This is a genomic window from Providencia sp. M-27, from assembly GCF_011077905.1.
GTDB lineage: Bacteria > Pseudomonadota > Gammaproteobacteria > Enterobacterales > Enterobacteriaceae > Providencia > Providencia huaxiensis.
On record NZ_JAALBT010000010.1, the window covers coordinates 43808 to 69827 of the forward strand.

General features: G+C 42.6%; 12 protein-coding genes. 8 read left to right on the top strand and 4 right to left on the bottom strand.

Going from position 1 to position 26020, the window contains the following annotated elements:
- Positions 1-74: 74 nt before the first annotated feature.
- The 7 genes from G6Q48_RS14770 to G6Q48_RS14800 all read left to right on the top strand — a co-directional run bounded on the left by G6Q48_RS14770 (position 75) and on the right by G6Q48_RS14800 (position 6000).
- Positions 75-2492 carry a DMSO/selenate family reductase complex A subunit gene (locus G6Q48_RS14770; protein WP_166267269.1) on the top strand — a complete coding sequence of 806 codons (2418 nt, stop codon included), beginning with the start codon at positions 75-77 and terminating at the stop codon, positions 2490-2492.
- A complete protein-coding gene (locus G6Q48_RS14775) occupies positions 2489-3127 on the top strand; it encodes a DMSO/selenate family reductase complex B subunit (protein ID WP_102139131.1) in 639 nt (212 codons plus the stop codon). Before G6Q48_RS14770 ends, G6Q48_RS14775 begins: the two co-directional genes overlap by 4 nt.
- Complete coding sequence (locus tag G6Q48_RS14780) at positions 3124-4020, top strand: dimethyl sulfoxide reductase anchor subunit family protein (RefSeq protein WP_166267271.1); 897 nt, start codon at positions 3124-3126, stop codon at positions 4018-4020. The genes G6Q48_RS14775 and G6Q48_RS14780 overlap by 4 nt, the downstream gene beginning before the upstream one ends.
- 37 nt (positions 4021-4057) lie before the next feature.
- The gene (locus tag G6Q48_RS14785) at positions 4058-4624 is read left to right on the top strand and encodes a molecular chaperone TorD family protein (RefSeq protein WP_166267273.1); all 567 of its coding nucleotides are present in this window, start codon (positions 4058-4060) and stop codon (positions 4622-4624) included.
- A gap of 173 nt (positions 4625-4797) precedes the next feature.
- Complete coding sequence (locus tag G6Q48_RS14790; protein WP_244974779.1) at positions 4798-5253, top strand: DoxX family protein; 456 nt, start codon at positions 4798-4800, stop codon at positions 5251-5253.
- 181 nt (positions 5254-5434) lie between these two features.
- Entirely contained in the window at positions 5435-5704 is a 270-nt protein-coding gene (locus G6Q48_RS14795) for a type II toxin-antitoxin system Phd/YefM family antitoxin (RefSeq protein ID WP_166267275.1), read from the top strand.
- Between the two features lie 2 nt (positions 5705-5706).
- Positions 5707-6000, top strand: a complete 294-nt coding sequence (locus G6Q48_RS14800; protein ID WP_166267277.1) for a type II toxin-antitoxin system RelE/ParE family toxin — start codon at positions 5707-5709, stop codon at positions 5998-6000.
- A 102-nt stretch (positions 6001-6102) separates the two neighbouring features.
- On the opposite strand, the gene G6Q48_RS14805 is transcribed toward G6Q48_RS14800, so the two are convergent.
- From G6Q48_RS14805 to G6Q48_RS14815, 3 genes are read right to left on the bottom strand one after another with little or no spacing between them, the layout of a single operon-like run.
- Positions 6103-6897 (bottom strand): nucleotidyltransferase domain-containing protein, encoded by a 795-nt coding sequence (locus G6Q48_RS14805; RefSeq protein ID WP_166267279.1) that lies wholly within the window; start codon positions 6895-6897, stop codon positions 6103-6105.
- 24 nt (positions 6898-6921) lie between these two features.
- Complete coding sequence (locus G6Q48_RS14810; protein ID WP_102139126.1) at positions 6922-8148, bottom strand: RtcB family protein; 1227 nt, start codon at positions 8146-8148, stop codon at positions 6922-6924.
- Between the two features lie 3 nt (positions 8149-8151).
- Complete coding sequence (locus tag G6Q48_RS14815; protein WP_439652722.1) at positions 8152-9225, bottom strand: slipin family protein; 1074 nt, start codon at positions 9223-9225, stop codon at positions 8152-8154.
- 959 nt (positions 9226-10184) lie between these two features.
- On the opposite strand from G6Q48_RS14815, the gene rtcR reads away from it, so the two are divergent.
- Complete coding sequence (gene rtcR, locus G6Q48_RS14820; protein ID WP_166267281.1) at positions 10185-11765, top strand: RNA repair transcriptional activator RtcR; 1581 nt, start codon at positions 10185-10187, stop codon at positions 11763-11765.
- 75 nt (positions 11766-11840) lie between these two features.
- On the opposite strand, the gene G6Q48_RS14825 is transcribed toward rtcR, so the two are convergent.
- Positions 11841-25772 (bottom strand): invasin domain 3-containing protein, encoded by a 13932-nt coding sequence (locus G6Q48_RS14825; protein ID WP_166267283.1) that lies wholly within the window; start codon positions 25770-25772, stop codon positions 11841-11843.
- Positions 25773-26020 lie beyond the last annotated feature (248 nt).

Genomic DNA, 26020 nt, shown 5'->3' on the forward strand with positions numbered 1-26020 from the left:
TTTTCGAAAGTTGGCAGGCAGGGAAATGATTACTCTAGCGCGGCAACCTAATGTATGCCAGAGGTAGAGTTATCATGGAAAATTATCACGATCAGGCGGATAGCAAGAGTTTGATTGACCCCATAACCCGTCGTCGGTTTATTCAAGGCAGCTCTGCACTCATGGCTGTCCCATTTATTGCCACAAACACGGTCGCATCGACACCAGAAAACCCGAATATCATCCCAACCACAACGCTGGAAAATAACGGTGAGCGAGTGGTCTCGACCTGCAGTAGTTTTGACTGCGGTGGCAAGTGTGATATTCGAGCACATGTTAAAGAAGGTGTGGTGACACGAATTAGTACCCGTCCAGATGCCGATTTAGACGAAGAGATGCCAATCATGCGTGCTTGCGTGCGCGGCCGCAGCTATCGAAAATTTGTTTATCACCCAAATCGCCTGAAATACCCGATGAAGCGCGTGGGTAAACGTGGCGAAGGGCGCTTTGAGCGCATTAGTTGGGAAGAGGCGACAACATTGATTGCTGACAATATGCAGCGTATCAACGCCCAATATGGCCCTGCATCGCGCTTTGTGAGCCTCAGTACCGGGGTGACTGGGGGGATTTTCTCCGGTGCGAATATGTTGCGTCGGTTGTTTAATATCACGGGTGGTTTTTTAGAAAATTACCACTCAGTGAGCAATGGCAATACCATGGCGGTTACGCCTTATACCTATGGCACGTCAGCCAGTGGTAGCACGCTAGACACACTCGAAGATACGCCATTGGTGATCTTGTGGGGACATAACCCGAACGAAACCATTTTTGGCCATACTAATCATTATTTCCAAAAAATGAAAAAAAATGGCACCAAATTCATTGTGGTTGACCCACGCTATTCGGATACCGCATCGTCATTAGCCGACCAGTGGATCCCCATTTTGCCGACCACAGACAACGCGATGATGGATGCCATGATGTATGTGATCATCAGCGAAGGTCTTCATGATCAGGCCTTTATTGATAAATACACCTTGGGGTTTGATGAGCACCAGATGCCTGAAGGCATCCCTGAAAATGAGTCATTAATTGCTTATTTAATGGGAAAAAAAGATGGTGTGGTGAAAACCCCAGAGTGGGCGGAACCCATCACGAAAGTCCCCGCCGATACCATTCGTCAACTGGCTCGCGAATATGCCAATACAAAACCAGCGGCCTTAATGCAAGGTTGGGGCCCCCAGCGCCATATCTGTGGTGAACGCTCTGCAAGAGGTGCCACGCTATTAGCCACCATCACCGGAAATGTAGGCGTGAAAGGGGGTTGGGCTGCGGGCTATGGTATGGCAGTTACCCCTGACTTACGTAAAACGTTAGCGGGGCCGAGCTTATTTGAAAACCCAGTCAAAGCAAAAATCAATATCACCAATTGGGTACAAGCTTGTGAGAACAAAGACCTTGTGACGCCAAATAATGGTTTAAAAAACGCAGAAAAACTCGATACGGAAATCAAAATGATTTTTTCGTTGGCGGGTAACTATATGACTAACCAGAACCCCGACATTTTGCATGCGGCTAACGTTCTGGAAGATGAAAGTAAAGTTGAGTTTATTGTTTACAGTGACTTATACATGACACCTAGCGCCAAGTATGCCGATGTTTTACTGCCTGAAACCAGCTTCTTAGAACGTTGGAATGTGGGGGGGACATGGGGAACGGGTAACTACATTATTTTGTCTGAGAAAGTGATTGAGCCTGAATTTGAGCGCCGTAGTGACTATGAATGGTTACGTGACGTAGCTGAAAAACTTGGGGTTGGTGAGAAATTCAGTGAAGGGCGCACAGAAAAAGAGTGGATTGAACATTTAGTCAATGACGCTCATCAGAAGCGCCCAGAAGACGGCATTCCAACGTTTGATGAGTTGCTAATTAAACGTCGCCATCTATTAAAACATAAACCCCATACTGGCCATGTCGCCTTTGAGAAAAATATTAATGATATCGATAATAACCCGTTTGAAACGCCATCTGGAAAAATTGAAATTTTTTCTCAGCGTCTTTATGAACGTCATGATGTGGAGATCCCTGCATTATCTCATTACGTACCTGCCATTGAAGGGCCAGAAGACGAGCTAATTTCACGTTATCCATTGCAATTAATTACTTGGAAAGGCCGTAATCGTGCCAATTCAACGCAATTTGCGAACCCGTGGCTACAAGAAGTGCAGCGCCAAGAGTTGTGGATCAACTCCATTGATGCCAAAAAACGAAATATTACGGATGGAGAGCGCGTCAAAGTGAATAACGACCGCGGTATCACTATGGTGCCCGTCAAAATCACCCAGCGGATTATGCCCGGAGTGGTGGCTTTACAAGCAGGAGCATGGTGGCAACCTGATGAAAATGGCGTTGACCAAGGCGGTTGCGCTAACGTTTTAACATCAGCCCGTAGCACCGCAATGGCACATGGAAATGCCCATCAAACCTTATTGGTGGAGGTAAGCAAAGCATGAGTAAATTTCACGTTTATCCCGCGATAAGCAGCAAACAGCTTGGTTTTTATATCGACTCTGCACGCTGCTCAGGTTGTAAAGCCTGCCAAGTCGCGTGCAAAGATAAAAATAACCTTGATGTCGGGCGCAAATATCGTCGCGTATATGAAATCGCTGGCGGTGAGTTTATTGAAAATGGCTCTGGGGGATTGGTGAATAACGTCTTTGCTTATACGTTATCCATTTCATGCAACCACTGCGCCGACCCAATGTGTGTGAAAAACTGCCCGACAACGGCAATGCACAAACGTGAAGGGGACGGTATCGTGATGGTCAACACAGATAAATGTGTGGGTTGTGGAACTTGTGCGTGGTCTTGCCCCTATGGCGCACCGCAAATGAACCCGGAAACCAAGCAAATGTCGAAATGTGATTTTTGTATCGACTTACAACTAAAAGGGGAGCAACCCGTCTGCGTCGCCACGTGTCCATTAGGGGCAATTCAGTTTGGCCCGATAGATGAATTAAGACAACGTTATGGCGAGCTTGCGGATGTTCGTGGGCTACCGGACTCATCGATTACGCATCCGAATTTAGTGATCCACCCGCACCAAGGGGCTGGCCGTACTCAAAACTCTCAAGGAGAAGCCAAATGAATGAATGGCCACTATTGTTATTCACATTTTTGATGCAAACATCCATTGGGTTGAGTGTGATGTTAGCGCTTTTCGCAAAAAAATTATCAGCAGCGTTGGGCCGTAAAGTTAATGCACAATTTTTGTTGTGGTATGTGTTTGTCGCCTGTGTCTTCGCGGGTATTGGTTTGTTGTCTTCAATTACCCACTTAGGGGTTCCTTTGAATGCGCCTAATTCATTGTTGAATATCTTTTCATCATGGTTAAGCCGTGAAGTGGTGTTCACTGCCACCTATTTTGCTTTTCTTGGGCTGACCTTTCTATGGCTCTGGTTCAAAAAGGAGCTGTCATATCTGTTACTTAGTTTAGCGATTATCGCTGGGTTGTGTGATGTATATGCCATGGCTTCAATTTATCGTTATACATCAATGTTAACGTGGATGAATGATAATACCTATTTGATGTTCTACGGAACGATGTTAACTGCGGGAGCTGCTGGGTATTATTTATTAATCAATTTGTTATTGCGTTTTCATGCAGGATCGCCAGCGGCGCAAGTTTCAACTCGCGGGTTATGGATACTGTGGGCAGTGATTGGCATTAGCTTGTTAGTCCGTTTAGCTTATCAACCTGCCTATGAAAGTTACTTAGTTAGCACGAGCTATAATAATGAATCTATTACATTTCCTATCGACTCTATTCACGCCTACCAAGGGATTTGGTCGCTGCGTATTACAAGCTGGGTTGTTGGAATATTGTCGGTGATTGTATTGGGGTATGGGTTATTTCGCCATATGCGACAGACTGCGAGTGGGGTTATGTCTTCGAGCAGCAAAGGGTATTTAGTGGTGGGTTGTGCGGCTGCCATGATTGCTGAATTTATGCTGCGCTACTGTTTTTACACTATTCATTGATAAATAACGGCATATTGCTTAGGAAATTATCTTTTTCATGATCCATTTTTCACACTACGCAGCTGCGTTTAATATCTTAGGCACGTGCTATTTATTTTCACCAAATGACGATGCAAGCCGTTATGCGATAAGCTTTTTCAAGTTAAATGACTTTGCATCTCAATGGCCTTGTAAGATCAGTGCTCAGCTTAGTGAACGTATCTCGGCATCACTAAACATCGAAGCTGCGGTACTCCACACTCAATGGACAGATTTATTTATTGGTCCCGAAGCATTACCGGCCCCACCATGGGGCTCGGTATATCTCGACCCTGAAGGGGTATTGCAAGGATCCTCCACGGTGGCATTAAGTGAATTTTTAAAACGCGAACGCTTGAAAATACAAACTCATTATCCAGAGCCTTCGGATCATGTTGGTTTAATGTTATTTCAAGCGGCAGTGTTGGCTTCACAAGTCAGGGAAGCCGCATTAAAAGAATTGCTAAATGACCATTTGGCTAATTGGTTACCACAATTTTACCAGCAATTAAATCGAACAACATGTAGCCCATTTTATAACGCATTAACGGAATTAACACTGGTTACTGTAAGGTCATGTTTATAATATTATTCAGTATATTTGACTGTTTAATGGTTAATTAAACGTAATATTTGAATGGGTGAGAAGTTAACAAAATTTAATCAAATGAAAATTGATTTAGTTATAAGAAATGCAAATTAAAATGATTCTTACTTTAGCTTTCTAAGCCATAATACATTTTTAAGCCATACTACTTAATGATGTTTTTGGATATCCATAGGGGGTATAAAGTGGTCAATTTATTAAATCGTTTGTTGTCCCATGAAGATGCAGGCAGGTTGTTATTGCGCCTTGCTGTGGGTGGGCTCATGTTGTTTCATGGCATGAGCAAATTAATGACAGGAGCGAGTGGTATTAAAGCGCTGCTGGCTTCTTATGGGTTACCTGAATTTATCGCTTATGGAACCATTTTAGGTGAAGTTGTTGCCCCTATTTTCATTATTTTAGGGATTTTAACTCGGCCATCTGCATTATTAGTCGCCTTCACTATGGTGGTTGCATGGCTGATGATTGGGCTAGATAAAACATTCTTGCTCGATAAAACAGGTGCATGGGCGATTGAAAGTATTGTGTATTTCTTCTTGAGTGGTATTGCGTTGGCATTTTTAGGTGCGGGTAAATATTCCATTATCAAAAACCCGAACTGGCGATAAATTAGTTTTTCTTTCGTGTTTGACATTGCCTTTGAAAAAAGACCATCAAAATTTTTCTGATGGTCTATTTTTTTGTCCAAACTACGGGAAGTTCAAGACACGTGATTTTTTTGGATTGCTGGTTATTCAAGCTATTTTAGCTATAATAGCTAATCAAGCCATTTTATATTGTAGGTGATGTATGGAAACGATCCCCGCACAAGTCGCTAAAAATCAATTTGGTGATTTGTTGATGAAAGTTCAGCGTGCACCTGTTGAAATAAGTAAGCATGGGAAGCGCGTTGCTGTTGTTATCTCTCCAGATGAATATGACCAGCTAATGCAGTTAAAATTACAGAGTTTAAAAGCGGTTTTGGCTGAATCTATTGCTCAAGCAGAACGCGGTGAACTTCATAGCATTGATGATGTATTTGCTCCGCTAACTATGGACGAACTTGAAAATAAGGCTTAAGGATGAGCGTTAAGTTTACTCATAAAGCGAAAGGACATATCCGCTCAATTCAGCTGTATTCTCTGCGTAGATGGGGAGCTAATGTTGCTGAGGCTTATGCGAATGCATTACGTGTGACAATGACGGATATACTCGCGAACCAGCCATCTCTTGGCCGTGATCGTAGTGAAGATTTATATTTGGGCGTTTTTAGCTTCCCTGTTGAAAGCCACATTATTTATTATCGAAAAGCGCTTGAAGGCATTGAAGTGCTAGCGGTATTGCATCATACACAGGACCCAAACTCTCATTTATAAAAAGCCGGGTGGCAATAAGTTTTATTGTTATTTATTTAATATTATTAAATAAATAGACCATCAAAATTTTTCTGATGGTCTATTTTTTTGAAAAAATATTAGTTAATTATTTTCTAACGCAGTTTTACGAAAAAAGTCATCTAATAATCGGCTGTCACGACAAGCAGGATCTGGAAATTGCATACGCTCTGCATTGGCGATAACTTCCAGAATGAGCTTATCAATAGCAGTTCGCCTCGTGCCATAATCGCTTTCAACCGCTTGGTGCTTAATAACGAGTAGTTCATCTATCTCTGCGAGTACCTTGGTATCCGTGACTGTGGCCGCGACTAATTCAGAAAATGCCATTGGTGGCATACTCTTGCTTGCTTCTATCCAACGTAAAGCTAATACCGCCCGTAATAAATAAAGATATTTTTTTAATTTAACGCGCTCACCTTTAAAATCAGTATGTAAATTGCGCTTACTTATTGATAAATAGTGATAACGTGATTTTAATGGCGAATAAAATTGTGCCGCCAGTTGCTCCAGTTGAGCAAAAAATACTTCATCTTTAGAATATACAATCGGTGAGTGTAGCCACTCGATTAATGCAGGGTTAGAGTTACGCATTAATTTCAATGCTTTAGATAGCTCCCAACCCGACACATCCAGCTCATCATCAATTGGCTTTTCTATCACATCGCGTTTTTTATCTAATGTTAGGTACCAATCGAGTTTGTGAACATAGATAAATCGAACATCATAGTCGCTGTCGCGGGAGGCAAAGCCCCAACCGCGACTGCCTGATTCACACGCAAACAGTATTTTAACGTGATGAGTTTCTTCTATTTCTTTGAGTGTTTTTCTTATCCGTTCTCTCATTAGCACGGATACACTTTCATGGTCAGTTTCCATGCTTTCTCCTGTTACTTTTTATATTTACCCCTTCACACACACCACTTGGCGTAGGGTATGAACAATTTCTACTAATGATGATTGAGCTGCCATAACTGCGTCGATGTCTTTGTACGCCATCGGTATTTCGTCAATCACGTCACTGTCTTTTCGGCATTCCACATGGGCGGTAGCCATTTTTTGGTCGCTGACTGAGAAACGTTTTTTCGCCTCTGTTCGGCTCATTACGCGTCCTGCACCGTGGCTACAGGAACAAAAGCTTTCTTCATCACCTAAACCGCGCACGATAAAACTTTTTGCTCCCATAGATCCTGGTATGATCCCCATTTGGCCTTTTCGCGCTGACACCGCGCCTTTTCGGGTTACCAGTACTTCTTCACCAAAGTGCTGCTCTTTTTGCACATAATTATGGTGACAATTTACGGCCTCTTGTTGGGTCGTAAATGGTTTTGGAATTTCACGCGATAGCGCTTCCAATACGCGGTGCATCATCACTTCACGGTTATGGCGCGCAAAATCTTGCGCCCATCCGACCGCTTCCATATAGTCATTAAAGTGCACGCTTCCTTCTTCAAAGTAAGCAAGGTCTCTATCAGGCAAATTAGCGATATGCTGTTGCATATCTTTTTGCGCCAACGTGATAAACAAGTTACCAATCGCGTTTCCCACACCTCGCGACCCGCTATGTAACATTACCCATACACGGTCTTGTTCATCCAAACACAGCTCAATAAAGTGATTTCCCGTTCCCAATGTTCCTAAGTGGTTGTAATGGTTCGTCTGACGCAGTTTTGGGTATTTATCACAGATACGTTTGAACTCTTCATCCAAGTGCGCCCAGTGGCTATCAACAATATCTGGTGTACGATGCCAAGCCCCCTTATCACGTCCATGTCGATGCGTGGTTCGACCGTGCGGTACGGCAGCTTCGATAGCAAAACGGATATTTTGCAAGCTATCTGGTAAATCAGATGCCGTTAAAGACGTTCGCACGGCAATCATTCCACAACCAATATCCACCCCCACTGCCGCAGGGATAATCGCGCCTTTGGTTGGGATCACGCTCCCAATGGTTGAACCTTTCCCTACATGCACATCAGGCATTACGGCTAGGTGCTTAAAAATAAACGGCATTTTTGCGGTGTTTTGTAGTTGTGTTACCGCTTTAGGGTCAACGGGTACACCGTTGGTCCACATTTTTACAGGCACGCCATTTTCTTGAATTAATTCGTTGAATTTATTATTTATCATTATTTATTCCTTAATTTTTACTAATCCGTTTAATACTTGGTCTAGACCGCCGTAAACAGAAATTTGGTCGATCCGATGTGCGATACTTTCTAAGGTCTCAAGCTCTTTTAAACGCAGTGCAACGGGGTTGTTTTCCATCACTTTTGCAGTATTTAACAGTGAGCGCGTTGCGGCGGTTTCTTCGCGGCGGCGGATCACGTTCGCTTGTGCCGATTTTTCGGCTTCTACCACTTGGGATAAAATTGTTCTCATATCCCCTGGTAAAATGATGTCTTTTACACCGATGCTATCAATTTCTAGGCCAAACTCAGCCACACACTGCACTACTTGAGTTAGCATCAATTCATCAACTAACTGCTTGTTTTCTAACAATTCATCTAAGGTTCGAGTACCAACGATTTCCCTTAATGAAAACTGTAATTCACGGTATAAATGCTCTACAGGCTGACTCAATTTTGAGAATGCCAATAAAATATCGTGATAACGCCAGTTAGCACACAGATTGATCCGCAGTGTGACTTTGTCTTTGGTTAAAATCTCTTGCCCGCTGACTTCTAATGACTGTAAACGGGTATCAATCACCTCAACTTCGGGTGTGCGTTCGATACGCCAGTAGCCATAAGTACCCGGTTCAAGCAAGTTTTCGACTTCACCATCAATTTTCAGCACGCCCATATGCCATGCAGGTACTTGAGCGACTAAACATAGCTCATGACCTTTAATACGCTTTTTGCCACTTAAACGTTGTATCAAGGTTTCTGATAACACGATTTCACCGACCTTCTGTTTCTCAACCTTCAAGCTATCACCGACTTTCCAGTACAAACGTCGAGTCGCTGGGGATAAAATTTCAACCAAATTATGGTGTGAATATAAAAAGCCAACTTCATCATCCGATAAATCAATATCGACCCCGTGGGATGCTATCCAATCTGGGTGATATTGGCGAATTTGTTCCGCTAATACGTAATCGACTGGTTTATCAATAGATTGCGAGCAAACATCAATGACCTGTATTTCTGGTTTTTGCTTGATATTCCAATATCCATAAGTTCCAGTTTCTAATAAACTTTTTATCTCACCATCAACTTTAAATAAGCCAAGTTTCCCTGCGGGAATTTGCGTGATCAGGCACAGTTCACGGCCTTTAATGTCTTTCTTGTGTACTAACGCGGCGGTTAATTCGTTGGACATTTTAAAGTCAGCGATACTTTGCTTCTCAACCCGTAATGTATTGGTCATTTTCCAATATAAACGGCGCGTTTGTGGCGCAATGACCTCAATTAAACGATCATGCAAATATAAAAATGCGACTTCATCATCGGATAAATTGATATCAATGCAATAGTCGACAACCCACTGCTGATGATATTGGCGCAAATGCTCTGCCAGCTTATGTTCAATTGGTTCGTCATTTAATGGATACATGGTGACTGTTAATTTGTTAAACCAATCATTCACTTTGTGCTCACCAGCTAATAATAGGTGCTGAAAATCGCCATTTTTTTCAGTTAATGCGATAAGTCCTTGAGCTACATTTATTTTTTTCATTATTTTTCCTTTTTTATATTTATCCGCTACTGAAGAAAAAAGCGAAGTAGTGAGGGAAAAAGTAGAGCGCCAAAACTGGCTGTCTAAATTTTTGCTCATCACTCAGCGTGGCTCCCGAGTAGCGGCTTTAAGCTTAACTTCAGCTCGTTGTTTTACGTTTTGGAGACGTTAGTTTCAGGAGTCGAACCTGATAGCTTTGCTATTACCAAAAGGTATCTTACCGACGGCGGTATACAGACCATGCAGTGACTAAGTCACCATGTTTGCACCGGTTGAACGCGAAGTTCAGACAATTTCCGGCAGTGGATGAATAGAGTATTGCCAGAAGCATGCCAACTTTTTAAAAAATGGGATAAAAATTTTTATCAAATTGAAATATAAGTAAAAAATAATTTTAAGATAAAAGTGGGTAACATTGGCGTGGTAAATGGATTATGCTATTTATTATCTTTTTATATCGTAATTTATAAATTTATATAAATACTATGAGTGAAAAACGTAAGGTTGTTATTGGGGTATTGGGTACCGTACTAGACAGGCGAGGCAAAAAAGCCAACCGCTGGACAAAATGGCGGCCAACGGTTGGCCTTTGCCAACAGCCTGATTTGGATATTGGTCGTTTTGAATTACTGCATCAGGTGAATGACTATGGCATGGCACACCGGGTGAAAGAGGATATTGAGCAAGCCTCTCCCAATACAGAAGTGGTGCTGCATGAGGTGGATATTGCTGACCCGTGGGATTTCGAAGAGGTGTATACCTCATTACTGGATTTTTCTTCGCATTATCAATTTGATACTGATAATGAAGAATATCTGGTACACATCACGACGGGTACCCATGTGGTACAAATTTGTTGGTTTTTATTAACGGAAGCTCACTATTTACCTGCCAAATTAATTCAAACGTCACCGAGCCAAAAAGGGCGAGAAAAAGACCCTATCGGTATTCATACCGTGATTGACCTTGACTTAAGCCGTTATACCCATATCACCAGCCGTTTCCAAACAGAGCAGCAACAGCAGGTTTCGTTTTTAAAATCGGGTATTGCCACCCGCAACGCGGCATTTAATATCATGATTGAGCAAATCGAACGTGTCGCGCTGCGTTCTAAAGCCCCGATTTTACTCAATGGACCAACGGGGGCGGGGAAGTCTTTCTTAGCTAGGCGAATTTATCAACTGCGTGAAAGCCGCCACCAAGTTAAAGGGCGTTTTGTGGAAGTAAACTGTGCCACCTTACGCGGTGATAACGCCATGTCGACGCTGTTTGGTCATGTGAAAGGGGCATTTACGGGGGCGCTAAACTCCCGAAAGGGACTGTTAAAAGAAGCCGATGGCGGTATTTTATTTCTCGATGAAATTGCGGAGCTAGGCCTTGATGAGCAAGCAATGCTACTGAAAGCCATCGAAGAGAAAAGCTTTTTCCCTTATGGTTCAGATGAAGAAATTCACAGTGATTTTCAATTAATTGTGGGGACTCACCGTAATTTGGCGCAGCAAGTTGAGGAGGGCAAATTTCGTGAAGACCTATTTGCCCGTATCAATATGTGGACGTTTGCGCTACCGGGCTTGCGTGACCGCCGTGAAGACATCGAGCCAAATGTGGATTATGAATTAGCTAAGTTTTGCCAAGACCAGCAAAGTCACATTCGTTTTGATAGTGAAGCTCGTAATGTGTATGTGAAGTTTGCCTGTTCCCCTCAGGCCCTGTGGCGTGGTAATTTCCGTGAACTGGGCGCATCTATCAGCCGGATGGCCACTTTTGCCGAACGCGGGCGCATTACCAAAGCGGTGGCCGAAGAGGAAATTAGCCGCTTGCAAGCCCAATGGCAAACAAAATCAACCAATACATTACCCAAGCAAATTGGTGAGATTGATTTATTCGACCAACCACAGTTGGCAATGGTGCTTGAAGTTTGCCGCCGTTCATCTACCCTTTCCGAAGCGGGGCGTGAGCTGTTTGCCGTTTCGCGGCAACATAAAAAACAGCCCAATGATGCAGACAGGTTGCGAAAGTATCTCGCTAAATTTGGGTTGGATTGGGAAGGGATGAAGGGTAGGTAAAGGGAATTGATAATAAAAAGCCCCCAATAGGGGGCTGATGAGATATAAGTATCAATAATTTAAAACTAATTACAATTAATACTCTTTAACACACACCAGACCACGCTCACCGGCATTAAAAGGATTGGTTAGGTACTTATGTGTTCGTAGATTGTATAAGGTTATATGATTCTGGTTCATTACCCAAATCCAGCCTTGTGTTGCTATTTGGTCTAGTTTTATGTTGTCGTTAATGGTTTTCTCTGTCCACTGGGTGAATAGCGAGATATTACTGTATTTTATATCTTCTGGTGTGGCTATTCTTTGAGAATTAGTACAATATTTCATTACATTATGAAAATCCAATTGTGCCCCTGTGCTAAACCACTTATTCATGTTAAAGGTATATACCATATTCTTGCTATTAGTCGTTTTAGGTCTTCCTGTGATGGTGACTTTTGCAGTGTTGCGGCCTTCCGGGTGTTTATTCAGTGTCACAACTCCTTTGCTATCAATAGATAACCACTTTTGGTCAACCTCCCAGTTATAGTTAGATGCGGTACCTAGTGAAGGTTTGATGGCAAATTGTGCTCCAGTAAATCCGGTAGAAGGGAATTGCTTATCAACCGCATAGGTTTCCTTAGTACCTAACGGTGTAATTGATATTTTGTCGTAATTGACAATTTGAATAGATTGGTAATTACCCGTATAACCAATGGAGCTATTGAGTAATTTGATGTGAATAATTTCTGGATCAAGACTGTTTTGGTACTCTGCAGTGTATATTCCTGCCGATTTTTCTATCATATCCTTCGATACCCGCTTAGAGGTTACGTTTGATATGGTTTCTATTTTTGGTTTTTTCCCTGTAATCAAATGACCATTATCATCTTTAAGCATTAGCTGTATCGTGGTCGTTTTGATATCAGTTGTGCTTGTTTCATAGGCACTCGCAGTGAGTGAGCTTTTTCCTGGGGCAAATACAGGTGCGCCAGCTTCAATAGTTACCACTTCAGGTTTACTATTTACCCTACCTACACCGACTGAGATTATATACTCTCCAGGTTTTGTAAAACTGAGCGTTCCTTTATATTGGCGAGTGAAAGTGTCACTTGTTATATCCCACTTCTCTTGAATAGCTGATGATTTTTGATTTTTATTATGTATTGCAATATCGTTGTTATTAACAAATACGTCATTACCGTATCTATCCTTGATTTTTAACTCAACATTATATGTTTTACCCATATTGGTATTAGTTTTATCAAGTTTTAATTCAACGGTTGCAATGTAATTGGTGTCTCTGAATGGGGTCACCATTATCTGTGCAGTATCCGAAACAGTATTCACTTTTGCTGTCAGCTTGTGTTGGGCTGTTTGAGTCAGTGATACAGTGGCATTGTATTCACCTTTCTTCAGTGTATTTTCTTGCCATGCCGTTATTAGCACTGAACTTGGTTTTTGAGTATCAGTTAAGTTGATATCTGTTTCTTTTAACCCAGTGACGCCATTGTAATACTGGTCAGTTAATGTGAATGTTAACTTGAACTCTTGCCCTGGGAAGGTAGTTAATTTCCCTGAACTATCAGCGGTTATTGAAGACTTCATACTGATCTTGGCCACATGTTTAACCCCTTCCGGGCTGTCAACCGTGATAGTGGCATTTGAAGAATGTCCATTAACCTTGGCTGTCAGTGGATGTGCTTTGGCCTTAGTTAGCGCTAAGCTGGATGTGTACTTACCTTCATTGCCTTCAACCCAATTTATTGGTATTAATGTATTTAAATGTTCCAGTGTGATATCAGAAATATTAACCGCGACAACACCATTACCGAATTTATCTTTTAGGCTGAGTTGAAGCTCGGCACCAGCATTAATTGCCACTGTTTTTGGTGCATTTAACTCAACTTTCGCGACATTTTTGGCACCTTCTTGCGGTTTTACATCAATTTCGATATTTTTTACCTGTTTATTTACCTCAACCGATAATGTGTGCTTTTTAACTTTCTCTAGCGTGACCTGAGCCGTATAGACACTACCGTGTGAAGATGCTTTCACCCACGCTGCTTTAGTGTTAATCGTGCTGTCGGTATTTTTGAACATAATATCTTTCGATGTGATATCTGCCACTTCATTACCATAGTTATCGAGCATGGTGAGGATTAATGAGGTGCTTTCCCCTGCATTGATTGAAGTTGCCACCGTGGTTAATTTGATCTCCTTAACATTGCTAGCCCCTTTCAACGCTTTCACCGTGACTTCCTTGGTATTGGCATCTTGTTTATTCACCGTCGCGGTTAATGTGTGTTTACCCACTTTGGTTAATGGTAAAGTGGCTTTATACACGCCCACCGATTCCATTTTCCAAGCAATATTGCTGCTATCAATAGTTTCTCCTGTATGACTATCGGTTAAAGCAATATCAGCGCCATTGACGCCAGTAACCAAATTGCCATATTGGTCTTTTAGTTCTAACGTTAAGTCAACCTTTTTACCTGCATCAAACGTATTTGCGTTTGTGGTCATTTTTGCGGATTTCACCACATCTTTTCCACTTGGATAGGTTGCTTCCACGGTTTGGATACGGCTTGAGCGGTTATTTACGGTGGCTTTAAACTGATAATTACCAACAGTGCTTAACTGCTGCTTGGTGGTATACACGCCATCTTGTGGATTAGCCCATGTAACGTTGGCTAGTTTTCCATTATTGGTGAGCTGAATAGCCCCTGTATCGATATCAATAACACCGTTATCAACGCTATCCGTTAAGGCTAATGTTAATTGCACTTCTTTACCTGCCTCAATAGTACCCTCATCGGTTTCAAGAGTGGTTTTATGCACCTTATTTACCCCTTTGGCAGGAGCAACGGTTAGCTCAAGCTTATCGCTGAGTAGTTTATCTACTACGACTTGAATAGACTGCTTATGTAGCTTATTCATGGTGAGTTCTTGAGTATATAGCCCGCCGCGGAGTTCTCTCCATGTTGAGGCTGAATGTAAGTTAGTTAATAATTTTAATGAGTTTGCCGCACCAGTCAGTTTGTTATCGAACTTATCTTTTAGTCCGACAGTTAAGGTCACTTTATCGCCTGAGTTGGCACTGTTAGTGGGGGTATTACTGGTGATAGAAATAGTCTCTAGCGAGCCTCGTAAACGGTCTTTATCATAAGAAGTGATTGGGATTTCTATCGGCGGATTGACGAGCCATTCGGCAGTTTCTGACTGGCCGTTGACTTCCACTGCTATTTTATAGCGGCTAGCTTTAGCGGCGGGAAGTTGGGCGATATATTTATTTAACACATTTTTTTCCATAAAGAGGATGTCTTGTTTTTGCCCATTAATGGTCACAGTAATATCGCTACTGGAGACATTTTTAACCGGGTTGCCATATGCATCAGTTAAATCAATAGATAGCGGTGATGATTGTCCTGCATCACTGTTGGCTATTGGTGAAATGGCGATGGTCTTCACTGCATCTTTACCTGTTGGTGAATTGACCGTGATAGTTGCTGTATCTGTAAATTGATCAATACCAGCCATCAGAGTATGCGTCTTAACGTCACTGAGCATGATGCGAGTTGTGTAGATCCCTAATCCATGGTTATCTTCATTCCAGATCACGTTAACTGGCTTCTTGTTATCAGTCAGTGTGATTGTATTATTGTTGATATGAATAACCGGGTTGTTATCCATATCAGTCGCTTTCAAGGACAAAGAGACTTCATCACCCGCAGTGATCATATTTGATGTCGCTGATAGCGTTATATTGCGAACTCGGTTTGAGTCAGTGGAAGGCTTCGCTTCAATTAATATATTTTTACTATGTTGTAAATTAACTTTAGCTCTCAGTGAATGAATACCTGCCATTGATAGGGTAATGGGTGTGGTATAGACCCCGTTACCTTTTGAAACCCAAACTAAGCCTGCAAGATCTTTCTTAGTATGCGCATCATTTATGGTGATATCTTTAGCGGCGATCCCTTCAACGCCATTATCCCATTGGTCTGCTAATATCAGTGTCAACTCTGTTTTACTGCCTACAGTCAGTTGGTTTGTATTGGCTTTGAGCTCAACCGTTTTTACCTGTGTTGGGTCTGTTAGTGCGCTGACATCAATCGTCAGTGGGGCGTTGGTTTGGTGATTAACTCGGCTTACAAAGGTGTTTTTCCCTTGTTTATGCAGAGGGAGTGTCGTTGTGTAAATACCTGCGCCTTTCTCTAACCAGGTCAACTTAGGAACAAGCGTATGATTATGCTCTAATTGAATGTCGTTGGTTTGTACCTTTTCAACACCATTGCCATGGCTATCAGCCAATGTCAGTTGTAATTCGACGGTGTCACCTACCTTAAACGTCCGGTTGGTCGCCTTTAATGCCACATTGCTCACGGCAGGTTTACCCTGTGGCGCTTCAACATCGATAACCTGTGATTGGCTAATACCATTAGCTGTGACTTTTAAGGTGTCAGTGCCTAGCTTGCTTAATAATAAGTCAGCGGTATAAGTACCATTCGCATTGTCTTTCCATATGACAGAGCCTGATTGCTGCTGAGCAATGGCGAGACTGTTGACACCCGTCAGCGAATTACCAAAGCTATCTTCTAACATTACAGTTAATGCGAGCAGGGTACCGGCTTGTTGGCTGCCTGACGGTGCGGTATTAAATTGTACTTTAGCAACGACCCCGCGTTGGCCTTTAATTCCATTTCCTTGATGGTTTGTGGCAACGATGGTGCTTGGATTAGACACTGTCAGTGTTTTAGCAGCTGAATTGATATTATTAGCTGTAACAATAATGTCATAGGAGCCGCTTTGTTTCGCCGGTAGCGTGAGAATATAGTTACCATTATTGAGTGGCGCTACAGGGATCGTCGATGAATGCTTATTATCGACTTTAACTGTGACCTCTTTGATACCTGTGACGGAGTGATTATTTATATCTGTCAGTGCAACAATTAATGTGCTGTCCATTCCCGCGATTTGCGTAGGGAGAGATAAGATATCAACATTCTTGACTGTATTGACCTCGTCACTCTTTATTACTTCAATATCGACAGCTTGGCTGCTAATTCCATTAACGGTGGAACGTAATGCGTCTTTGCCCAGTGTTTTTAAGGTTAAATCAGTGGTATAGGTGCCATTATGGTGATCAACCCAAGTCACTTTACCGGTTTGGTTGTGCGCTAATGTGATGTTTTTAACATCAATACCGCTAAGCGCATTATCAAACGCATCTTTTAAGGTTAGCGTGAGTTTTACGGTATCACCAGATTTAAAGTTTGGTGCGTTTGTCGCAGCGAGCGCAACGGTATTCACTACACCGGCTTGGCCTTGAACACCTGAACCATCGGTTTTTGTTGTTTGAATCGTTTTGGCGGTAGTAACTTGCCAAGTTTGTTGAGTTTCCTGTTTATTGGCGGTCACTTTAACCAGATAATTCCCTGTTTTTTGTGCAGGTAAAGTGGCGATATAAGTGCCTTTATCCGTTTTCGATTCAACAAATGTTAAGTTAAGTGGCTTATCATTGAGCGTAATTTTAATGTCATCCGCAATGAGTGTCACACCATGATGATTGCCATCAACCGCTTGTACGCTAATGGTTTGCTCTGAGCCGGTTGCCGATGGGGCGATAGCGGCAATAACCAGTTGATTAACTTGCTTGATATCGGTGGAATTTGTCACGGTGATGTTTGCTGGTGAACTATCGATGCCGTTAACGGTGGCGACTAATGCATCATTTCCCAATACCTTTAATGGCAGGGTCGCGGTGTATTGGCCATTGTTATGGTCAGTCCAAACGACATGACCTGCCTGCTTGTGCTTCAGCGCAATGTGGTTGCTGGAGACGCCTTTTAATGGGTTATTAAAGCCATCTTTTAGCTCGACAGTGAGCTGTAAATGATCACCAGATACTGAACTTGTTGATGCGGTTTTCAGTTCAACATGACTAACGACGCCGCGCTGGTCTTTTTTGCCACTTCCATTTGAGGTCGCAGTGACTGTATCAGGTTCTGTCACTGTGAGTGTTTTTGCCGTGGATGGTTTATTATTGGCAGTGATAACGACACTATAAACCCCACTTTGTTGTCCCGGTAATTTCCCTGTGTAGATGCCATCCGTTTGTTGAGTAACGGCAATATTTAGTGGTTGCTGTTTCGCAATATTCACAGTGACCTCAGTGATCCCCATGACTGTGAGGCTGTTTATATCGGTCAAGGATACTGCAAAGTGGCTTTCGGCACCGGCTTGCGGACTGGCGATATTAACAATATCAACCTGATGGGTGCGGTTGCTTCCAATTGCATTTTCAACGTTGATGTCAACTGGCGTACTTTTTATCTGGTTAACCATCGCCACTAAGCGCTCTTTACCCAGTGTCTTTAACGGTAAATCAGCGGTGTAGGTGCCATTATGGTGATCAACCCAAGTTACTTTACCGGTTTGGTTATGTGCTAATGTGATGTTTTTAACATCAATGTCGCTAAGCGCATTATCAAACGCATCTTTTAAGGTTAGCGTGAGTTTTACGGTATCACCGGATTTAAAGTTTGGTGCGTTTGTCGCAGCGAGCGCAACGGTATTCACCACACCGGCTTGGCCTTGAACACCTGAGCCATCAGTTTTTGTTGCTTGAATCGTTTTGGCGGCAGTAACCTGCCAAGTTTGTTGCGTTTCCTTCTTATTGGCACTGGCCTTGACGGTATAGTTACCGGTTTTTTGGGCTGGTAGGGTTGCAGTGTAAGTGCCCTTAATGGTTTTCGATTCAACAAATGTTAAATTAAGTGGCTTGTCATTGAGGGTAACGTTGATGTTATTCTCAATTTGAGTCACACCATGGTTATTGGCATCAACGGCTTGTACGGTGATTTGCTGTTCTGTTCCCGCTGCAGATGGTGCAATCGTCGCGACGATTAGCTTACTCACCTGTTTAATATCAGCAGTATTTTCCACGGTAATATTTGCTACCGAACTATTGATACCGTTAACGGTGGCGGTTAATACATCGCTTCCCAGTACCTTTAATGGCAAGGTCGCGGTGTATTGGCCGTTGTTATGGTCGGTCCAAACCACATGACTTGCTTGCTTGTGCGTTAGTGCAATGTGGTTGCTGGAGACGCCTTTTAATGGGTTATTAAAGCTATCTTTTAGCTCGACAGTTAACTGTAAATGATGGCCAGATACCGAACTTACTGATGCGCTTTTCAGTTCAACATGGCTAACGACGCCACGCTGGTCTTTTTTGCCACTTCCATCTGAGGTCGCAGTGACTGTATCAGGTTTTGTCACGGCGAATGTTTTTTTAGCCGAATTTTGTTGATTGGCGCTAATAACCACGTCATAAGAGCCACTTTGTTGCCCAGATAATTTCCCTATGTAGCGGCCATCTGCTTGTTGAGTGACATTAATGCTTTCTGGTTTTTGCTTACCGATGGTGACCTCAACACTTTGGACACCGTCGATTAAGTTACCTTGAGCATCGGCCAATACCACCGTGAAGGTGCTTTCTGCACCAGCGGCTGCGTTGGTAATATCATTAATATCGATTTTATGAATCGCGTTATTGCCTAACTGTGGTTTGACATCAATAACAATGGTTGGGCTTTGTATGTTATTTACGGTGATAAATAAGTGATCTTGCCCTAATTGCGTTAAAACTAAGTTAGCCGTATAGCTTCCATCTTTTTGTGCTATCCAAGTGGCTTTACCCGCTTGTTTATGGGTGAGTGATTGCGCTAAATCAACGCCAGTTAATGGGTTACCAAAGGCATCTTCTAATATCGCGGTTAGCTTTAACGCACCGCCAGATTTTAGGTTATTATTTGGGGAAATGGCGAGTGTTGCACGGTTAACGACACCGCGATAATGTGGTTTACCACCATGATTGATAGCAATGGGGGAAGGAGCGCTAACGGTTAAGGTTGATTCTGTGGATTTAACACCACCAACAGTGGCAATAATTTTATGAACGCCTGATTTTTGGCCAGAAAGCGTGCCAGTATAGGTTCCTTTGCTATTGGTTGTTTCCGTGATTTTAAACAATTCTTCAGTGCCATCAATAGAGATGACCGCGTTACTATCTATCCCTGTAATGGGTTGATCATTGGTATCAGTGATTGATAGTGTGATGGAACTCGTTTCACCTGCAGCGGGTTTAGCGATATCTTTGATTTTAACTTGCTTGATTTGCGAGGTTCCAATAGCACTTCCCACGTTAATATTCAGTGGGGAAGTGGTTATTTTGTTCACTTTCACGGTTAAAGTATCTTGGCCAATTTTGGTGAGAGGCAAAAGAGCCGTGTAGTCGCCGTTGCGGAGGTCTATCCAAGTCACAGAGCGATTGCTAGGTTGTCGATGATTTAACTGAATACTCGCGCCACTGAGCCCTTCAAGGGGGTTACCAAATGTATCTTTAAGTGTCACGGTTAATTGTAATGACTGCCCTGATTTTAGGTCGTTAACCGCTGATGAAGCCAATGTAACGGTTTTAATGACGCCACGCTGATTTCCTATACCACTTCCATTTTTGTCTTTCACGGTTATGGTTGCAGGGGTTTTAACTGTCCAAATTTTTGATGCAGTTTTATTATTCGCCGTCACTTTAACGGTATATTTACCCGTATTTTGTACAGGTAACGTTCCTGTATAAATACCTGCTTGAGTGAGTGACTCTGTTAAAACAATCGATGTTGACTGGCCGTCGATATTTGCCGTTATCATACTGCTAATCATGGTGACGGGGTGCTGATATTTATCAGTGACTTTTACGGTGATAATTTGGTTTTCACCTGCATCACTCGGGATGATTGTTTCAAGTTCGACGTTAGCAACTCGATTGATATCCGTCGTATTACTCACTGTAATAGGGAATTGTTGTGATTTATGACCATTAATAGATGCCGCGATATTATTGGAGCCAGTTTGTGTTAACAGCAACGAAGTCGTGTAAGCGCCATTACCTTTATCTAACCATTTCAGCGAGCTTGCCTTGTATCCATCCAAAATGATATTACTGGTGTCGAGAGCCGTTAACGGATTATTAAATGCATCGAAGATGGTGACAGTGATATCCAGTTTGTCACCTGATTGCAGACGTGAGATATCACCTGTTGTCATGGTTAGGTTATTGATAACGCCTCGTTCACCATGAGCACCTGTTCCGCTTGAGTTTTTCGCGCTAATTGGGGTTGGTTTTTTCACCGCTAAAGTATCTTTAACTGAGCTTTGGCCATTTACCGTGGCTATAATGTTATGATCACCTGCTTGCTGTGCGGGTAGCGTGACCTCATAAATGCCCGGTTTCCCTTCCTTTGCTGGCAAGGTGTGTGGGGTGCCATCAATCTCAATAACCATTTCCTGTTCACCGACCACTGGATTGCCATTTTTATCGGTTAATTGAACAGTTAGAGTGCCATTTGAACCTGCATCTGCTTTTTCTATTTTGGTGATTTCAACTTTACTGACGTTATTTTGACCCGACGCGTGACTAACTTGGAGCGGTGTTACAGCGGTTTTATGATTGCTGATAGAAGCAATTAAGTTTTTATCGCCAACTTCAGTCAGTGTGAGAGTCGCCGTATAAGAGCCATCGCCATTATCCGTCCAGACTGGCTTGCCGTTAAATCCGTCAAGGGTAATTGTATTTAGCTCAATTAAACCGTTATTAAAAGCGTCGGTGATGGTCACGGTGATTTCAAGTTGATCGCCAGACTGTAAGTTACTGGTATTGCCTGTCGTCATAGCAATACTATTGACCACGCCTTTTTCTCCCGGTTTACCATTGCTATTTGGTTTAATTGGAGTTGGTTTTGCGACCACTAAGGTTGTGTCAGTTGAGTGTTGGGCATTCACACTCGCGCTAATGTTGTGATTGCCCGCTTGCAGTGCGGGTAGGCTAACCTCATAAATCCCGGGTTTACCTTCTTTTGTAGGACGTTTATAGGCTTGTCCATCAATATGAATGGTAATTTCTTTTTCACCGACAACCGAGTTGCCATATTTATCGGTTAACTCGATAGTTACAATACTATTTGTACCAGCCGCCGGTTTTTCTGTTTTGGTGATTTTTACCTTATCGACATGGGAAGCGCCTATGGCATGATTGACCTGAACTTCTGTATGTGGGCTATGGGCACCATTGACGGAGGCAGTTAAATTATTGCTATCAACGTCGGTTAAGGTCAAGGTAGTGGTATAAGAGCCATCACCATTATCTACCCAGCTTAAGGTATTTCCTTTGTGTTTACCGATATCGATGTTATCAGTATTTAAGCCAGCTAAGCCGTTACCAAAGGCATCAGTTACCGCAACCGTGATTTCAAGAGGATTACCGGATTCAAAACGGTGAGTGTGATCAAGTGTGATTGCGACTTTGTCGATAACGCCTTTCTCACCTTGTTGGCCTGTACCATTCGAATTATTCGGGCTAATTGGGGTCGGTTTTTGTACTTCTAAAGTATCTTTAGGGGAGCTTTGGCCATTTATCACGGCAGTAATTTGATGATTACCTGCTTGCAGTGCTGGCAGCGTGACCTCATAGATACCGGGTTTCCCTTCTTTCGCGGGGAGAGTATGTGGTTTGCCATCAATATTCACGGTCATTTCAGTTTCACCGACTACTGAGTTACCGTTGTTATCGGTTAATTGAACGGTTAGTGTGCTGGTTGAACCTGCGGCGGGTTTTTCTGTTTGAATAATTTCAACTTTACTGACTTTGTCTTTTCCTTTGGCATTGCTAACTTGGACTTGTTTTTGCGGGCTCTTAGTACCATTGATGGAAACGGTAAGGTCATTATTGCCGATGTCGGTTAGTGGCAAGGTGGTGGTGTAAGAGCCATCACCGTTATCAGCCCATACCAATGTATCGCCTTTGTGTTTACCAATATTGATATTATTGGTGTCTAAGCCTGACAAGCCGTTGTTAAATGCATCAGTAATGGAAACGACGACCTCAAGTTTATCGCCAGATTGCAGATGGCTAGTATCGCCTGTCGTGATAACGATATTATCGATAACACCTAGTTCGCCTTTTTGCCCTGCACCGCTTGGGTCTTTAGGTTTAACAGGCTGTGATTTATCAACAATAAGCGGCTCTTTTGGTGATCCTTCCCCATTAACGATAACAGAAACAATGTGGTTGCCTGCGAGTTGACCCTGAATAATGACGTCATAAATACCTGGAGATGTTTCTGTCACTGGCAAAGTATGTGCTTGGCCATCAATATTGACAGTCACTTCTGTTTCACCAACAACGGGGTTGCTATGTTTATCGGTTAACTCGAGGGTTATTGTACTATCTACACCTGCTGCTGGTTTTTCTACTTTAATGATTTTGACTTTATCAACATGAATAGTCCCAGTGGCATTAGCGACCTGAATATCCGTTTTCAAGCTAGTGGTGCCATTAATAGAAGCGGTTAAATCATTGGTACCAATCTCCGTTAATGGCAAAGTGGTGGTGTAAGACCCGTCGCCATTATCCGTCCATATCAGCGTATCGCCTTTATGTTGACCTATATCGATGTCATTGGTGTTTAAACCCGTAAGTCCATTATTAAATCCATCAGTAATGGTTACAGTGACGTCAAGAGTATCTCCCGATTGTAAACCGTGGGTTCGGTTTGGAGTGACGACGATATTTTCAATAACGCCTTTTTCCCCTTTTTGGCCTGTGCCGCTTGAGTTGTTTGGGGAGATTGGTTTTGGCTGCTCAACAATTAACGTTTCTGGAGAGGAGGTTTGCCCATCAATGGTGACGGTGATACTTGGCGTACCAGTATGTTGTCCCGGTAATTTTCCGGTGTAGATACCACTACCAGGACGGTTTTCCGTGATAGTAATTGGTGTTGGTTTGCCATCGATGTTCACGATGACAGAACCATCGGCGCCAGAAATAGGGTTGTTGTTTGTATCAGTCAGTGAAATGGTAATCGTGCTGTCTGTGCCAGCAGCGGCTTGCGCAAGGTCGACAATCGTGACATGGGCTAATTGGCCAAATACAAAATGGGTTTCTACCGTGACGCTTTGTTCATTCAGTGTTGCCGTTATTTTGGCAGGCCCTGCGACTTGGCTTTTTACCTCGACTTCAGTGTTACCCTGTTCATCGGTTGGGCTTAGCTGCTTGGCTGTGGCATTTCTTGCCTCAAGTTGCAGTACAGCGTCTTTAATGGGGTGTGCATTATCATCAGTAACATGGAATTGAATTTTGTTATTGGATGTCCCATCGGCTATCGCATTATCATTGAGGATATTAAAATGCTTAATATGCGCTTGATGCGTATCGGCAATAAAGAAAAAGGTGGTTTCAATGGGAACGCCGCCATTTGGCACTACCTGAATTCGGTGTTCACCCGTAGTCAAAGTGGTGAATTGAATCGAAGCTTCCCCTTTGATATTGGTGGCAATTTTATATTTTTGTTTATCAGTTGATTTTGCCGCCTGCATTTTTTTGAATAAATTGCTAAACGCCATTCTTGAAGAGGTGGCTTTTTGTGTGACGAATTTAAGTCCTGCAGGGAGAATAAATGTCACTGTTGAGTCTGGCGCGATATTATTTAAACTATCTCTGGCCGTAATGGTTAATTTATTAATATCTTGGCCGTTAGCAACCGCATTTCCTTGCTTGATAACCTCATTTGGGTTAATTGATAATACGCCGGAGTTTGTAACTTCAACCAAAGTTGTGGCCTGTGGTGAAATATTTCCTTTGCTGTCAGAGGCTGTTACCGTGAATCGGTAAAGGTTGATTTTCTTCCTTTCTTGTTCGGTCATTGCCACTTTATAAGACGGCAATTTGACTCTTGTAGACGCTCCGTCGAGGATTATTTCGCCCCCAGCGGCTAAAAATTCAGGTGCTTGTACGGCTAATTGATCTAACGGATATTTGGTATTGAGGGTATTAATTAAAGGTAATAATTCCCCTGTCTTCCCTTGGATTATTGAGGGTAATGATAGGGTTATCAGGGTGTTCTTTTGGTATTCTAGTACGATATTGTTATTACGATTCACAAAATCATAGCGACTGCCCATTAAACGACGAGCATCACCCACTTTACTTGGGTCAAGCTGTTCTGCGAGGCTCTTACCCAGTGCCCAAGTGAACTGGACTTTGGCATTAGTTTCACTTAATCCACCACTGATTTTTTGTTCTGCGCTTAAAGTTACCAGTGAGAATGGAGTCCAGTTTATACCAACCGTTGTGGCAAGAGGGTCTTTCTGGCGCTTATCTTTGCCAAATAGGGCGACATCGTCGCCAAAATACTGCTCAAATTTAAGGCTTCCGCCAATATTTGGGTAAGAAGGCAACCAGCCCTCAGCGTGTAAATCCCATCCATTAGCCGGGCGGGCATTGTAGTCATTCTTTAATTCAGGAGCGCTACGCCATGCTGATGTACGTAAATAGGTATTGGCACTCAGTTTTAAGAAATCTTGAGCGTACTCTGCCCCGAAACCTAGGCGAGAGTGGTAGCGAGATAAGTCATGATCAAAAAAGGCATTGACGCCCATCATACTCTCTGGGGTAAAGCGACGAACCCCAATACCATTATTGGTTTGTAATCGGCCATCAGTACGGTGAATGTTATGTTGGGTAAACAATAATAAATCTGTACTGTCATACCAAGGAATTAACCAATCTAATTGGGTATTTTTAATGGTTAATTTTTTATCTACGTCAACACTGAATTTGGCATTACCGGTTTTGGATAACCAACGATTTATCTCATCTGTTGCCGCATTTGTGGCTTTACTGCGAGCGAAGTCTTGTGCCATATCAGCAAGATCTGCCGCTTTTTTCTTACCAGAGATAAAACGCGCAGCACTTTGGCTATATTCAGCAACCAGCTTCTCTGTTTTATCATCATCGGTTAGAACGGGGTCACTTCCCAGAGTAGGTAGGTCATCAGGTGTGAGCATTTTTGCATAGCTTGGTATAACCGGCATGATGGCCGAAGACCATATTGCAGTAAAGAGCACAAAACCATTTGAGATTTTATGTCTCATGGTTGGCTTTGTGGTTGACGTAGCGGGGTTCATTCAATTTATTCCTAGTTTCAATATTAACTGGGTTATTGTTGAATGCTTATATAGGTAAGAGCTTGTGAATTAGTTTGACTTAAACAGAAGCGGAATTTACAAGGTGGAATAACACGGAATGGGCAGCTTTTATTAATAATGCTAAAAAATAGTCTCTTCGCCTATATTAAAGTATTTTTATCGATTGGGAATAAACCTTACTTGAATGAAAACAAGCTACTAGCTTATGAAACATGCGATATTGGATT

Bases quoted from the DNA above. Each gene is read 5' to 3' on its own strand.
- G6Q48_RS14770 (WP_166267269.1), top strand. From the start codon at position 75: ATGGAAAATTATCACGATCAGGCGGATAGCAAGAGTTTGATTGACCCC.
- G6Q48_RS14775 (WP_102139131.1), top strand. From the start codon at position 2,489: ATGAGTAAATTTCACGTTTATCCCGCGATAAGCAGCAAACAGCTTGGT.
- G6Q48_RS14780 (WP_166267271.1), top strand. From the start codon at position 3,124: ATGAATGAATGGCCACTATTGTTATTCACATTTTTGATGCAAACATCC.
- G6Q48_RS14785 (WP_166267273.1), top strand. From the start codon at position 4,058: ATGATCCATTTTTCACACTACGCAGCTGCGTTTAATATCTTAGGCACG.
- G6Q48_RS14790 (WP_244974779.1), top strand. From the start codon at position 4,798: ATGATGTTTTTGGATATCCATAGGGGGTATAAAGTGGTCAATTTATTA.
- G6Q48_RS14795 (WP_166267275.1), top strand. From the start codon at position 5,435: ATGGAAACGATCCCCGCACAAGTCGCTAAAAATCAATTTGGTGATTTG.
- G6Q48_RS14800 (WP_166267277.1), top strand. From the start codon at position 5,707: ATGAGCGTTAAGTTTACTCATAAAGCGAAAGGACATATCCGCTCAATT.
- G6Q48_RS14805 (WP_166267279.1), bottom strand. From the start codon at position 6,897: ATGGAAACTGACCATGAAAGTGTATCCGTGCTAATGAGAGAACGGATA.
- G6Q48_RS14810 (WP_102139126.1), bottom strand. From the start codon at position 8,148: ATGATAAATAATAAATTCAACGAATTAATTCAAGAAAATGGCGTGCCT.
- rtcR (WP_166267281.1), top strand. From the start codon at position 10,185: ATGAGTGAAAAACGTAAGGTTGTTATTGGGGTATTGGGTACCGTACTA.
- G6Q48_RS14825 (WP_166267283.1), bottom strand. From the start codon at position 25,772: ATGAACCCCGCTACGTCAACCACAAAGCCAACCATGAGACATAAAATC.